This window comes from Amphritea sp. (assembly GCF_016744155.1).
Taxonomy (GTDB): Bacteria; Pseudomonadota; Gammaproteobacteria; order Pseudomonadales; family Balneatricaceae; genus Amphritea.
The window spans coordinates 29,049-44,906 of record NZ_JADGEW010000026.1 but is presented as its reverse complement, the minus strand read 5'-3'; the positions used below and the strand labels follow the sequence as shown (position 1 = coordinate 44,906).

Genomic DNA, 15,858 nt, shown 5'->3' with positions numbered 1-15,858 from the left:
TTGAACAATTAAAAGCCGGGCACATGCCCGGCTTTTTAGTTTCCTTTATACGAGGATATCAGTAGGGATATCTTCGTCCACTCTGACGATAGAATCTAGCTGTTGATATACATTGAAGCCACTTCCATCGCTTCCAGTATCCGTCCAGCGGGCATCTAGTGTGACGTGATCATTAGCATCGCCGAGAATTGTGATTTCATTATTTGAACTAAGATTTAAGACGTCATCTGCACTGATATTCAGCAAGGATTTGCCAGTGTCACCTACTGATAGATCTATCTGCTCAAAATTAGTCAATCCGGCTAGAACATCAGGCTGCACAGCAAAATCGATCAGATCGATATCGTCATCCAAAAGCAGAGTGTCTGTACCACTCATAGCATCCAGCGTTTCAAGTGCAAGAGTATCACTTAAGAGTACAGTATCATCACCCTTACTGATTAGGGACTCACTGGTGGTTACAGAAGCAATTTGTCCGCCACCGCCAGCTACGCCATCAATAATGATGCTTATCTCGTGCACGGGAGTGAAGCCACCTTTATTATCCTGAGCATAAACCTGGTAAGTCAGGGTGACCTGCTCTCCATTTTGTAAGTTATCAAATGCAGCAGGTCGGTTGGAAGTTTCAAATTCCCAGTTAACTGAACCGGTAGTTTCTGTGTTGTCTAGCGCAACCACGCTGGTCTTTTCTGCGCCAGTATCATTCAGCAAGCGAAGCATTACTTTCAAATGGTTCAGGTTGGCGTTAGGGGTCAACGACTCAACATTGCCACTTACTGAAACGCTATTGATTAACTTAGCGGTGACTGTATCTTTGATATCTACATCACTGATCGACAATGAACCTGATGCAGTCAGTGCTGGGCTGTCAATATTTGTGACATTAAGTGTTAGCTCTGGAAGGTCATTTGTCCCTTCAATTTTTATAACTGCTTTAGCATCATGCTTTATACCCGCGGTATCCTTAGTGCGGTAAGTTACATGCAGATAGTCAGATTCACCCTTTTGCAGATAATCAAACTGGTCTAGATTACCGACATGTAGCTGGCCATCTACCCGGGAAATAGTACCATTCTGAAGCGTATGGTGAGTTATTTCATCACTGGTTTCATTTGCGCCATCGCGAAGAGTTACATGGTTATTCTGATTAATCTTCAGCAATCTCAGATCGCCCAGGTCAGGATCTATATCGTTAGCCAGTATATCGAAGTCAGTATCTGCACCATTTTCAAAGAGCTTAGTACTGTTGTTGGTATAGATATCATTTTTTAACAAGGTTGGCTGATCGGTGCCGTTAACGACTAAGGTTGCGATTGCCTGATTACTCAGATCTCCGAAGCTATCTTCAAGCATGTAAGTAACACTAATAACCGCATTAACTCCGGCAGGCAGGAAGTAGAACAGTTTGTTGTAGTCCAGAGAGATGCTATCTCCACCTTTTGTGGTCTCTTTAACCCCCAGTATAATATTCGCTTGGAGGGCGTCGAGCTCTTGAGCAGATAGATTCAGATCTTTGCTGAAACTAATTTCAGAAATAGCAGGTGCATTATCACCGTCAGCAATTTTTAGTGTGTTGCGGGTGTCGGTGTTGTCAGGATCAACGATATCACCGTTGGTCCAGCGCGCATCAGTATTTACCAGTAATGTGGTTTTGCCGGTAAAGGTGTCTGCTCCGTCCTGGAACTGTGTAAGGTTGGCGATAACAGGCGCTTCATTACCTCCAGTGATTGTTACTGAAACAGTGGCCAGATCAGAATCTGATTTTTCATCCACGCCATTAGTGCCGTCAAAGCCATGACCATCAGTGACGTAATAATTAAGTGTAATGGTTGCAGTCTCACCGACTGCCAGAGCGTTAAAGTCGCCACTAAGATCAAAAGTGCCATTGGCATTAACGGTCACTGAAAGATCTGTTACTTTTATGTTATCACTGCTGAAAGTATCGATTTTATACTCAAGTGAATTATCACTAGAATCAGGATCTGTGGCTCCTGAAAGAGCAACGCCTGAAAGGGTGTTTAGCCCTGTATTTTCTTCCATAACCGTAGGTAATGTAATCACAGGCTCTAGAATTTCAGGCTGGTCATTATGACCAACGATATTGATCGTTGCTGTGCTGAGAATGTTTCCACCCAGACCGTCGCTTACAACAAACTCGTAGATAAGCTGTACCTGTTCCCCTTCTGCCAGGTAGTCATAATCTGAAGGTGTGATGATCAGTTTGTTACCTGCATTATTCAGGCGTACACCACTGTCGTCAGCAGCGGTGTTTCGCAGGGTGACACTATTGATGCTGAGCTGGGCATCGTCATCAACATCCTTGGCAAAATTTAGTAGATTTATCGCTTTATTACCCTGGATGTCTTCGCTATAGCTACGGGTAACGGCTTTTACAGTGGGGGTGTCGTTTTCTCCGATGATAACTATTCTTGCTGTTTGCGTTACTACACCACCATGTCCATCGACAATATCGTATCGATATTTCAGTACATGGCGATCACCGGCATCCAAGTTTTGGTAGGCATGAGCGTCTATTCGAAGGGTATTGCCATCAAGGGTAACTCCGGCTGGGTTACCTGTTAAGCGCTGAACAGAGCTTGCATCAACGGAGAGAGTGTCGCTCACGTCTGCATCGGAGGTCTTATCCAACAGATCGATTACTCGTATAGCGGAGCGGTCTTCATTGACTGATTTATTAATACTCCCAACGACCTGTGGGTCATCATTTGTACCTTGCACAGTGATAGTGACAGCCTGTGTATCCTGCGCTAAGCCATCATCGACGGTAACGGTAAAGGTTAGTTGTAACGCTTCGCCGACAGCCAGGTAATCAAAAGCTTCGGTATCGCTATTGAAATCCCAGTTGAGTGTGCCGGTGGTTGCACCTGAAGCGATAATATCCGCGGGGGAAACCTTCATCATCGCTTCCAGAGCAGCATTGCCAAGCCCGTTATCACTACCGGTGACATTAGTTAGGCTGACAGAAGCTGAAACGCTGTCAGACAGGTCTAAATCCTCAACACTGAAGTTGCCTTCTACGGAAATACCGCTATTGCTCTCTTGAACAGTGGCGAATGTATCGGCAGGTGCTGCGGTTATTACTGGGGCATCGTTAGTGCCATTAACAATAATTTTAACTGTCTGGCGGTCAAATGCGCTGTCGTTACTATCATCAGTTGCCCGAATACGGTAAGTGAGAACTAAGGACTCCTGATCGCCCAGGTAGTTAAATGCTTCGCTGTTGCTATCGAAACTCCAGTTGATAGCACCAGTATCGGTATTATCTCCGATAACTACGCCTCTACTTACACTCAGCATATCCAAAAGATCAAAAGGATTTAGTGTACCGCTTTCACCTTTAATTGAGAGTGAAACAACTTTGGCTGTGACTATGTCAGACAGGTCAACATCGGTGACGCTGAGTGTTCCGGTCACGGTTTGGGTTGAGTTATCTTCAGTGAGTAATACCTTGCTGCTGTCACCAGTCTCTACAGTGATCTCGGGCGCATCATTGCGGCCTTTAATAACGACTTTTGCGTTCTGCTGCACTTTACCGCCGTGGCCGTCGGCCACAGTGTAAGTATATTTGATTACATCAGTTTCACCGGCAGCCAAATATTGGTATACGTCAGGGTCAACCTGCAACATGTTGTTGGCACGGTCAAAACTGATACCTTCATCGTTACCGGAGAGCAGCTCAAGTGTACCGAACTTCACCCGAAGCACATCTGAGGTATCTAAATCGCTAACGTTTTCAAGCAGTGATACTTCCTTGATGCTGCCTAGATCTTCATTCAGGGTAAGTTTGACGATACCGTCAACGGTAGGGATGTCATTGCGCCCGTTGATGGTAACCGTTGCTGTTTGAGTAACGCTTGCCCCATGGTTATCAACAACATCATAGGTGAACTCCACAATCGCTTGTTCGCCGATGGCCAGGTGTTGATAGTCGGCTGGATCGATCAATAGCTTGTTACCATTCCTTGACTGAGAGATGCCTGATGCATCACCGCTGACAGGGGTCAGGTTTTCGATGTGAAGCGTATCGTTCAGATCATCGTCATCGGCACCTTTGAGCAAGTTCAGCTTTTTAATACCACGGACATCTTCATTCAGTGTTTTGGACAGAGGAGTGCTGACTGTTGGTGTGTCGTTACTGCCGTTGATGGTTACTGTCACTGTTTGGTCAACAGTGGCTGCAGGGTTGGCGTCATCGCTAACCTGAAGGGTATAGGTTAGCTCTAGCGACTCACCCAGACCCAGGTAATCGAATGCTTCACTATTACTGTCAAATGACCAGCTAAGGGTGCCGCGGTCGTTGTTCCCATCAATGACAGGTGCGGCGTTAACGCTCATCATCGCTAGTAAAGCAGGACTGTCTATGCCGTTGTTAAAACCTGTCGCTGATACCGATGCAACCGAAGCTGAAACAATATCAGAGATATCGACATCAGCGACTGAAAGCGTACCGGTAATGTCTAATCCAGTGTCGGTTTCAGTCAGGGTTTCAGCGATACTATCGCCAGTCTCTACAGTGATCTCGGGCGCATCATTGCGGCCTTTAATAACGACTTTTGCGTTCTGCTGCACTTTACCGCCGTGGCCGTCGGCCACAGTGTAAGTATATTTGATTACATCAGTTTCACCGGCAGCCAAATATTGGTATACGTCAGGGTCAACCTGCAACATGTTGTTGGCACGGTCAAAACTGATACCTTCATCGTTACCGGAGAGCAGCTCAAGTGTACCGAACTTCACCCGAAGCACATCTGAGGTATCTAAATCGCTAACGTTTTCAAGCAGTGATACTTCCTTGATGCTGCCTAGATCTTCATTCAGGGTAAGTTTGACGATACCGTCAACGGTAGGGATGTCATTGCGCCCGTTGATGGTAACCGTTGCTGTTTGAGTAACGCTTGCCCCATGGTTATCAACAACATCATAGGTGAACTCCACAATCGCTTGTTCGCCGATGGCCAGGTGTTGATAGTCGGCTGGATCGATCAATAGCTTGTTACCATTCCTTGACTGAGAGATGCCTGATGCATCACCGCTGACAGGGGTCAGGTTTTCGATGTGAAGCGTATCGTTCAGATCATCGTCATCGGCACCTTTGAGCAAGTTCAGCTTTTTAATACCACGGACATCTTCATTCAGTGTTTTGGACAGAGGAGTGCTGACTGTTGGTGTGTCGTTACTGCCGTTGATGGTTACTGTCACTGTTTGGTCAACAGTGGCTGCAGGGTTGGCGTCATCGCTAACCTGAAGGGTATAGGTTAGCTCTAGCGACTCACCCAGACCCAGGTAATCGAATGCTTCACTATTACTGTCAAATGACCAGCTAAGGGTGCCGCGGTCGTTGTTCCCATCAATGACAGGTGCGGCATTAACGCTCATCATCGCTAATAAAGCGGGACTGTCTATGCCGTTGTTAAAACCTGTTACTGATACCGATGACACAGAAGCTGAAACAATATCAGAGATATCGACATCAGTGACTGAAAGCGTACCGCTAATGTCTAGTCCAGCGTCGGTTTCAGTCAGGGACTCAGCGATACTATCGCCTGTATCTACAGTAATCTCGGGCGCATCGTTGCGGCCTTTAACCTTGATCCTGACTTTTTGCTCAACGGTACCGCCATTGCCATCGGTAATGGTGTAACTGTATACAACTGTTTCGGTTTCACCCAGGGCAAGATATTGGTATTTAGCTGGATCTACAATAAGCTGGTTATTGGCCTGATCGAAATCGATACCGGTATCATTCCCCCGCACTAGATTCACCGTATTGAAGTCAACATTCAGCACATCGCTGTCATCGACATCTGCGGATTTTTTAAGCAGAGATACCTTTTTCAAGCTACTACGGTCTTCGTCAAGGTTAAGTTTTACAATACCTTTAACCGTTGGGAAATCATTGGTGCCAGCGACAGTGATAGAGACGATAGCAGGTGCAGACTTAGAGGATTTATCCAGTCCGTTCAGACCATTAAAGCCATTATTGTCATCGACATAATATTGGAAACTGACTGTGGCAGTTTCACCTACAGCGAGAGCATTGAAATCACCGCTAAGGTTGAAGGTTCCGTCGTTATTTAAAGAAACCGATAAGTTAGTTGCTAACGCATTGTCAGTGGAGACTCCCTGACTATAAAGGTGATAGGTCAGATCCGTATCTTCAGCATCGGCATCAGTTGCATCTGAAAAAGCCATATTAGTAAAGTTATTGAGACCATCTATGGCTTCAACACCTTTATAGTTCACCTGCGGATTAGTAACGATGGGTTGATCATTGGTGCCGATGACAGTGATAGTGATTTCGGCATTATCAGTTGCGCCTTGGTCGTCGGTCACAACAACTGTAAATGTTTCTGTTTCAGTCTGGCCGCTGTTGAGCGCTTGCACATCAGAAGCCCCTGCATCATTGCCACTATAAAGGGCATAGCTCCACTGGCCTGATGGATCAACGCTAAGTGTACCGTAGTTGCCATTGGGCGCAGAAACGCTCCACGCAGCCGTTGCGCCGTTATCGGGATCAAAAACAGAAAGTTGGCCGGTAGCCTTAATATCGGGAAATTGCTGTAATGGTGCATCTTGCGGAACTAGTTCGTCTATCGCTGGCGGGCCTTGAGGTGGTAAAGCGGTAACATCTTCGATGACTTGGCCCTGGTTTTCGCCTTTATCAAAGTGAATTTCAGGGGCGTCATTGGTGCCAGCGACAGTGATAGAGACGATAGCAGGTGCAGACTTAGAGGATTTATCCAGTCCGTTCAGACCATTAAAACCATTATTGTCATCGACATAATATTGGAAACTGACTGTGGCAGTTTCACCTACAGCGAGAGCATTGAAATCACCGCTAAGGTTAAAGGTTCCGTCGTTATTTAAAGAAACCGATAAGTTAGTTGCTAACGCATTGTCAGTGGAGACTCCCTGACTATAAAGGTGATAGGTCAGATCAGTATCTTCAGCATCGGCATCAGTTGCATCTGAAAAAGCCATATTAGTAAAGTTATTGAGACCATCTATGGCTTCAACACCTTTATAGTTCACCTGCGGATTAGTAACGATGGGTTGATCATTGGTGCCGATGACAGTGATAGTGATTTCGGCATTATCAGTTGCGCCTTGGTCGTCGGTCACAACAACTGTAAATGTTTCTGTTTCAGTCTGGCCGCTGTTGAGCGCTTGCACATCAGAAGCCCCTGCATCATTGCCACTATAAAGGGCATAGCTCCACTGGCCTGATGGATCAACGCTAAGTGTACCGTAGTTGCCATTGGGCGCAGAAACGCTCCACGCAGCCGTTGCGCCGTTATCGGGATCAAAAACAGAAAGTTGGCCGGTAGCCTTAATATCGGGAAATTGCTGTAATGGTGCATCTTGCGGAACTAGTTCGTCTATCGCTGGCGGGCCTTGAGGTGGTAAAGCGGTAACATCTTCGATGACTTGGCCCTGGTTTTCGCCTTTATCAAAGTAAATTTCAGGGATGTCATTGGTGCCTGTAACGGTAACTGAAACGTTAGCTTCTGTAGTATTCTGCCCGTCAGAAACTTCATATACAAAGTTTTCAGTTACCACTTCCCCCTCAGCGAGATCGCCGTGGACTTCATAGTTATTGGCAGTAAATAAGCCATTTTTAAACACAGTGACCTGTACACCGGACTCAAGAATAGCTGTTATAAAATCGCCGGTGAGTGCTTCTCCGTTTACAGAGGTCACGAACAGTTCAGCATTGCTATCGATATCGGTATCGTTTGAGAGTAGGTTGCCGAATAGTTGATTCGATTCCTGCTGGGCCTCGGTAAAAGAAAACTCATCATCACCAGCTACCGGGGCAATATTGGGCGCTGCAAGAAAAGTAGTGCCACCTTGACCGTCGTCGTTATCTCCATTGGTACCCGTGCCGCTACCTCGCAGATTTCGATAGCTATTTGCGTCATCTTGAGACTGGCTTGTATCTTCTTCGGCGGGGAAGAACCCTGAACCATTACCCAGTTCGGTTTCCTGATTACCTGCGGCGGTAGCCTGTAGCGATTCCAGAAGGGCAGAAATGTTAGAGAAAATCAGAGTGCCGCTTGGATCAATTAGCGGCACCATTACGCCATCTTCTTGAATGAAATTGTCGAACGTTAGCTGGGTGCCTCCCTCTAGGGTAAGCTCCAGTGTTTCACCATTAAATGTAATATCAGTGAGATCATTTCGATTGAAAGGCAACATGGCGCGGGCTACACCAGAAAGATCAATCTGTGAGTTATTACTGATCTGAACTTCCTGCTCCTGATCGTTAGTCAGAATGAGGGTAATGGTGCCGTTCATTGAGGTACTCCCAGTGCTGCTTGCTTTAAGGAGAAGGCAGCACAGTTTTTTATAAGGCTATAGAAATCTGTTTGTGTAAATGATCAAACAGGTTTCGGTATGTTTTTTTACTGTTAACTAGAGCACTTTTCTGACGCAGATAGATTATGATCTGGTCAAATCTGCATGGGACTGAGAAAGTCTCTTTCTTCTTTCATAATTACATTCACTATAACGCAATGGATGCTATGTTGCAAAAAAGAGACATCTCATTTTGGGTATCTGTCTGGTTGCCTAAATGTAGTAAAAAGCCCGAAATACGCCGCCTTTATAAAGATTACACCAGTTGTTCAATACTTATTGTTAACGGCTGCATAAATAAAATGTCTCTTATTTGAGTCAGTAAGTTGTGTGGAACTCTTGGGTTCAAAGGTTAAGTTCTTTCATCTGGCGTTTGAACTCTTCCGTGACTTCTCTGGCTTGATTACGTCCTTTAATGGCTGTTGGTGTGATCATCACAACAAGTTCAGTTCGACGGCTGGTTTCACTGGAAGAACCGAAGAAGAAACCAAGGACGGGTACATCCTTAATTCCAGGAACGCCTGCGTTGCCCAAATCTTTGTTTTCTCGAATCAGCCCGCCGAGTACCAGCGTTTCACCACTTTGTACTGCTACTGTAGTTTTAATTTGGCGTTGATTAATAGTTGGTGACTGAATGCCTGACGAGGTAGTAACAGAGGCGTCACTGACATCCTGATTGATCTCAAGCACAACCATTCCACCCTCTTTGATTTGCGGTGTTACTTCCAGTAGAACACCGGTATCTCGATACTGAACTGAGGTTGTGATCAGATTACTGCTGTTATTAGAGGTATTAGTTGTTTCAGATGTAGAGATGGGTACCTGGTCTCCTACTTTTATAGAGGCGGACTGGTTGTCCATTACCATCAGAGAAGGAGAGGAGATAACATTTATTCGGCTATCCGATGCCAGGGCTGTTAACAAGGCCAGAGGATTATTTAACTTGTCCAATACCTGATATTTGAAACCGGTAGAGCTCTGTGGGCTGGTCAGGGATCCGTTGCCAGTATCGCCGTTACCAAAACCGTTCTTAAAGAACCAATCGATACCATATTTCAAGTCACCGGAGAGCTTAACTTCCACGATTGTCGCTTCTACTAATACTTGCTGCGGCAATACATCTAGTTTTTGTAGTGCCAATTCAACGACTGAATAGTCTGCCTGAGTTGCTAGAACCAATAGAGAATTATTTTCCTGATCAGCAATAATACTGATATCCCCAAGGTTTTGTAGAGATCCCTGACGCGCGATAGGCGTTAATTGACCCAGACTGTTAATTGCAGCATTTGGAGTTCCGGGTGCTGCAACCGTAGGAGATGGAGAACGGGGTCCGCTACCCTGGTTCGAAGAGCGCTGACCTTCAAATAGCTGATCAAGCATACTGGCCAGGTGTTCAGCTTTACCGTATTTGACCTTATAAACATGGAGAGAGGTGCTTGCTAAATTATCCATTTTGTCTAGTCGTTCAATCCACTGTTGAGCGCTTTTAAGATACTGTTGTTGTGGAGTAATGATCATAATTGTATTGAGTCGTTCGATGGGTACAAATTTGACTAATCCTGCCATTGGGCCAGATGCTCTGTCACCAAAAATGCTTTCCAGTTCACTCAATATTGTTCGCGTATCAACGGACTGCAGTCGGAACAATCCAATAGACATTCCCCGTAATTGATTTACATCAAAAGTCTCAATGGTAGAAAGTAGGGTGTTTAGTTCAGTTCTTGAGCCGGTCATAATCAATAGGTTATGGGGCTCATCTACCGAAATCCGTGCGCCTTCAGATGCAACTGATTTGAGGATCTTTTCCATCTCTTTTGCGGAGATATAGCGTAATGGCGTTACCAGGGTTTGAAAGCCCTTATCATTACTCAGTGAAAATTGAGGAGCACCTCCGGACAACGTATTACTCTGTGGCACTATTTCGATAAGGCTACCGTTATCCCTTAAGACAGCTCCGTGCATAAAGAGCAGAGAATCCAGAGTCGGTATCAATGCATCGCGGTTAAGAGGTTGGCTGGTATGCAGAGATACTTTTACCTGTACAGCCGGATTGATAGAATAGTTTCGGTTAAGAATATCCCCCAGAATAGTTTTTGCTACTTCATGAATATCGGTGTTATTAAAATTCAGGGTGATATTCCCCTCAGAACTGCCTTTTTCGGTTCTGTTACTGCTATTAATTGCCGGGCGAGCCTGGGATACAATCTCAAAACGCTTGGGAGTACTTTTAGTTTGTGTAATCTGGTTGAGATTACTTATCTGTTGGCGATTACTTGTCGTCGCCATCTGCCTGGCTGCATTACGTTGCTTTATTGTTTGCCCAATCGGTTGGTTTGGTTGCAGGCCTTCTTCAGAGTTAATTGGAGAGGTATTACATCCTGTCAGACCCAGTATGGCGACTAGCAGAGGCAGTACAATCCTTATGCTTTTACTATTCATTACATTCTCCTGCTAAGCCGTTATTCCATTGGTCGTACGACTTTTCCGTACTGACTTTGGTTGATAAACAGTGATGATGACCTACCGCTGTTCTGCGCCCTTGAAGGGCTAGGTTTTATAAGTTGCATTTCGATCTTGCGGCCTTCTTTAGTAAACCTGACGCTTTCTGGATTAATCTGATCGAGGGTCCAGTCACCCAATTTCATGCCGTGTCTCAATGATTCATTTTTTTTCTTACGAATAGCGCTGAAAAGGGCGATGTTCTTATCACCGTTAAGAATGATTCCAGTAAGCGTCCAGTCTTGCTGTGGTGTTCTTTTAGGGCTTCGGGTGGCGGTCATGGCCGTACTTATTTCCTGAGGTCTACGGGTTGAATAAAACAGCGGACGTTCACTGATTTCTTCAAATTGCTCAATTTCAAACTCATTGTCTGACAATGCGGGCAGACTGCTTGGTTGGGAGGCTGTTATTGTTTGATTGACCGGTAGGGGCTCAGGTTCTGTAGCGGGAAGGAAAGCCTGAGCGATAAGTACTAATAACAATATAGCCATCAATGCCAATTGCAGGTAAGTCAGCGGGGTAAGATAGCCTACGGTTTTCATAGCGTATCCGTCCCCGTTGTGTAGCCTGTTAGATTGAACCTAATATCCAAAGGGCGCATGACTTGTCTTTTTGCATAACTGGAGTTGCGCACTGGCGTTGAGCTAATGCTGATATTTTCTACATAGAGCCCGGGACGGCTGGTTTCCAGAGCAAATAGAATTAGTTTAAGTTCATCGATTCCCGCTTTAAGCTGCACTTTAAGTGTCACACTTGGAAGGCTTTGGTAATCATCAGAGGTTTGAGGTAGCCCTTGTGTGCTGACTATCTGACCACCGGTCTGGGAAATTATCTGTTTTAGGTTTTGCTGCAGTTTTGCTGATACCACTGAACGGGTTTCTCCAGCTAGAAAAAAGCTATTAAGAGGAGAGTCCTGCTTGACTTGTTTAAGCAGTGCTTTCTCTCCCTCTTTACTATCGCTTAGCCGTTGATAACGCTGTAACTGATCAGTGAGCGTTTCAATACGTTCATTCTCTAATTGATATTTACTCAGCACAGGGCCTATTAGCAAAAGGTAAATTAACAGCAATAAAACGCCGAGAATACCCCATGCTAAAATACGTTGTTGTTGATTACTCAGCTGCATCATTTATTCTCTCCATCAGTTGTGCAGAGATCATGAAACGCTCTTTACCGGAGCGGGGGTTCTGGGTAACCGGTGAAAAGAAACTTACATCAGTTAGTTGGCCAGAGTTCTGAAGCAGGGCGATTAACTCTGATGCATTACCCGATTCTCCTTGAATTCGTAGGCCACTTTCCTGCATCGCTATCTTGTTAAGCCAGACGGTATCGGGCAGAAGGCGAGTCAGTTCCGCTATAAGCTTTAGTGTAGAGTTTTGTTGTTGTCTGAGTTCAACATAATCCTGTTGTTGCTTAAAAAGGATTTGGCGCTCTTCACGAATATCGAAAACCTCATCAGCCTGTAAACGTAATTGAGCAACTTGATCTTTGAGCTGGTCAATACGATTTTGTTTTTCCATTAAAGGTAGTGAGACAACAGCTACTAATAGCAGTAAATTGATAAGTAAAAGAGAAAATTGAAAACGTTGGTATCTGGCTTTTACCGCCGTTTCTTCAGATTTAGAAAGCAGATTGAAGTTACTTGCTGGTTTGTTTAAGAATTCATGGGGGATCACACGATCAGCTTGTATGTTCAGCTGATTAAGCTGATCAAGAATGGTTTTTAGTTGATCAATAGGTACCAGATAGAGCTCAACACTACACTGCTCAGTTCCAGGTTCGTCAATAACAGCGCCAGTATCATAATAAACCTGGTCAGCTTTGAACGGTGTCACACGATCCATTTCGAAGCGCACTACATTATCAATATAGTTCCGGGCACTTCTGGGAACCGAAATGCTGGTTTTCAGGGTCATATCCTGAGGTAGGGTCAGGGTAACGAACTGGGCCTTGGAAATGACTTTCTTCAGTGCTTCAGGGAGCGTTTTGGAGTCCCAGGGTGAAGATAATAGCCACTGTTGCCCTCCTGAGCTGAGTTTCAGTTGTTGTTCCTGAAATTCGAGTACAAGGTTCAGCCTATCTTGCTGTAACCCGGATCTAACCCGGGCTGGTAATGCCTCATTAAGTTTGCCAAACCACCAATTCAGCCCCTTTGAAAGGGAAGTGGTTGCTTCCTGAAGTCGCTTAGCTGACGAACTCGTTGTTGATCTGTCTGTTGTCATGCTGTTAACCCCCCGGTATTCAGCATTAGTAGGGCATCGTTGGCATCCTGCCGACGGTCCCTGTTGCTTTAATCGTTATTTCACTCGTATCACTACTTTGCCAGCGTTAGAACGAAGGCCCAGATCATCCCAAATCTTATATTTAAACACTTCACGTCCTCTGAAACCTTCCTTAGGAGTATAGGTGACCGTTCCGTTGTTATTGACTGAAACAGCTCCTCCTTTAGTCGGTTGACGTACTATTTTTATTGATGTTGGGTTGATGTTGTTTTCAGCGTCAGTGTCATTGGTGAGAATATTCAGTACGGTTGTACTGTTTTTCGCCACACGAAATACATCCTTCACGGCAGTAGGCGCGGTATTTACAATGGGTGTCGGAATAATATTCAATGTCACAGTTGTTGCATTACTATCTGCTAAACCATCATTCGCTACATAGGTAAAAATATCAGTTTGTGTGCCGCCACCGTGTTGATAGATAAAGCTACCATCGGTGTTGAGTACTACATTGCCATATAAAGGTGGTGTAATCAGGTGCGCGCTAAGACTATCCTGGTCTGGATCACTGTCATTGCTTAATAGACCGCTGCCGGTCGCCACAACAAAAACTGAGGATTCGTCAACGTCATACTGATCAGCCGTTCCAAGTGGTGCCGTATTTGTTGGGCCAGGAGGAGTGGTGATCTCTATAAGTTTAACTAATGCCGCTTGGGCATCGATCAAGCCATGTCCGGTATTACCATCAACACCAGGAACATCAAGATCAACCGCAGTTTCACGGATGGCTTGTTCCATCTTGGCAACTGTTGCTGTTGGGACTGCGCTTTTAAGCAGTGCCATCACACCTGAGGCGTGAGCGACTGCGAATGAGCTACCGCCGACCCATGCCGTGGCGGGGTAGCCTGTTCCGTAGGATAGGTCTGTGGTCTGCACATCGATGCCGGGAGCCGAAACCGTTGGGAATACTGCGGTTATGTCGCAAGGAGATGGCCCTCGACTACTGCTGTTGGCGACCGTCAGAGTATTATCTACTGCACCAACTGACATGACTCCCGGTAAGTTGGCTGGGCTTAGGCTGCTGCTGGAGTTCGGTCCTGAGTTTCCTGCAGCAAAGGTAACAGCGATGCCGGAATCTTTGAGGGACTGTATATCCGCTTGGAATTCAGTATTACAGGTATCGACTGTATCGAGCAACCCCCAAGAATTATTGACAATATCGGGTGCATCATCAGTGTTAGGGTTGCCATCGGGGTCCAGTGCCCACTGGAGGCCTGCGTGCAGATCACTCAGTGATCCGTAGCCTGAGTTGTCGAACACTCGTGCAGCGATCCATTGAGCGTTAGGTGCCATACCAACTGCGGTACCAGAGCTGTCACCTCCGAGAATAAGGCCGGTAACGTTGGTACCATGGCCAAAGCCGTCGGTTGGAGTTGTGCTGGTACCATGCATGTCCAGCCAATCATTACTGCCGCCACGGAAGCGGGTAATCAGATCTGGATGAGAACCATCAACACCTGTATCAATAATCGCGACCACAACACTATCGCCGGTGATACCCTGGCTCCAAAGGCTTGGAACATTAATGCTCTCGAGGTTCCATTCCGGTGGAGAAGGTGGTGTGTAAATCTGTCCTGGCGCTGCCGTCAGGAGGTCAGATCTAAGCGTGTTTATTTGTGGTAATTGAGCTAATGCCTCAACCATATAGGCGGGCAGGGTAAGTGCCACTGAGTTTATTAGCCATAAGTCTTTTATCTGCCCTTGGGCTGCAAAGTCTAGCAACGGATCCAGGTTTTTTCTGGATGTATTAAGTTGCTGACGCAGAGACTTGATGACCTGTGAACGTAATAGTTTACGTAGCTTCTTTTTTTCTGCTTTCGTAAGATCGGTGTCAGCTCTTAATTGTTGACGTATCGCTTTACGAACTTTACGTAGCGCCTTTTGATTTTTTACCTGGTCATTAAATTGAAGAATAACTGCGACGGAGTCAAAACTGCCCGTTGAGTCCAGGCGCTGTTGCAGATCTTCTGACACAATAGCTGCGTTACTAACTGCTGCAAACAGTAGTGCAGAGGAAAAGCAGAGTGGTCGGATAAGTGAGTTCATGCTGATATCTCCGTATTCAGCTACTGCTGACCTTCAAGCCAGAAATTTCCAGTTTACCGATCTGGATACTTACCTTATCGCCGGCTTTTACCTGGCGACTTGGGTTGGCAAAGAAGATGAAGTAGTTTGTGTCTGCCCTGGGCACTCTGGATGCCTGACGTAAGGGGCCTAGTTTTGATGGTGCGGGTACCTGCAAATGATTACCGGTGCTGCTGACAATCAACTGAGGTTTGATTTTTCGGTTAAGGATTTCCTTTGCTTTGACCGGGTCGGTAACACGATAGCGGAAGTCCAGCATATAACCTGCGGCTGAATGGCGTAGAGACATCACTCTGATACCCCATTCTTCCTCCAGAGCTGTCTGTGCTTGCTCTGGTAATATCTCAGATGCAACTGCAGGCTGAAAAAGCTGTACCGCGAAACAGAGCAGTATTAGGTTCAGCCAGGAATTTTTTTTGATCTTGAAAAAGCTGTTCATCGCTTTCCCCCCTAGTAATAATCTCAAACTGTCTCTATTTCCCTGACAGTCTGCTTTATAAAATATACGCAAATAATAGGCCATGTTGTTGATTTTGTTTTGTTTTTCTTTTTAAATCAGTGCCTTAGGTATGTTGTTTTTTGGAGACATTAGTCTTGCTCTGTGATTTAGGTGAAG

7 protein-coding genes are annotated in these 15,858 nt (G+C 45.6%); all 7 read right to left on the bottom strand.

All coding sequences use genetic code 11. The annotated features are described in order from the left end of the window. Nucleotides 1–45: 45 nt before the first annotated feature. Nucleotides 46–8,319 carry a VCBS domain-containing protein gene (locus tag QZZ54_RS16340; protein WP_290704310.1) on the bottom strand — a complete coding sequence of 2,758 codons (8,274 nt, stop codon included), beginning with the start codon at nucleotides 8,317–8,319 and terminating at the stop codon, nucleotides 46–48. A 405-nt stretch (nucleotides 8,320–8,724) separates the two neighbouring features. Then, nucleotides 8,725–10,818, bottom strand: a complete 2,094-nt coding sequence (gene gspD / locus QZZ54_RS16335; RefSeq protein ID WP_290704307.1) for a type II secretion system secretin GspD — start codon at nucleotides 10,816–10,818, stop codon at nucleotides 8,725–8,727. A gap of 20 nt (nucleotides 10,819–10,838) precedes the next feature. Then, the gene (locus tag QZZ54_RS16330) at nucleotides 10,839–11,420 is read right to left on the bottom strand and encodes a hypothetical protein (protein ID WP_290704306.1); all 582 of its coding nucleotides are present in this window, start codon (nucleotides 11,418–11,420) and stop codon (nucleotides 10,839–10,841) included. Continuing rightward, a complete protein-coding gene (gene gspM / locus QZZ54_RS16325; RefSeq protein ID WP_290704304.1) occupies nucleotides 11,417–12,007 on the bottom strand; it encodes a type II secretion system protein GspM in 591 nt (196 codons plus the stop codon). Before gspM ends, QZZ54_RS16330 begins: the two co-directional genes overlap by 4 nt. Beyond that, nucleotides 11,991–13,100, bottom strand: a complete 1,110-nt coding sequence (locus QZZ54_RS16320) for a PilN domain-containing protein (protein WP_290704301.1) — start codon at nucleotides 13,098–13,100, stop codon at nucleotides 11,991–11,993. Before QZZ54_RS16320 ends, gspM begins: the two co-directional genes overlap by 17 nt. 75 nt (nucleotides 13,101–13,175) lie before the next feature. Further along, entirely contained in the window at nucleotides 13,176–15,203 is a 2,028-nt protein-coding gene (locus tag QZZ54_RS16315; RefSeq protein WP_290704298.1) for a S8 family serine peptidase, read from the bottom strand. Between the two features lie 16 nt (nucleotides 15,204–15,219). Beyond that, the gene (locus tag QZZ54_RS16310) at nucleotides 15,220–15,681 is read right to left on the bottom strand and encodes a hypothetical protein (RefSeq protein ID WP_290704295.1); all 462 of its coding nucleotides are present in this window, start codon (nucleotides 15,679–15,681) and stop codon (nucleotides 15,220–15,222) included. Between the last annotated feature and the right edge of the window lie 177 nt (nucleotides 15,682–15,858).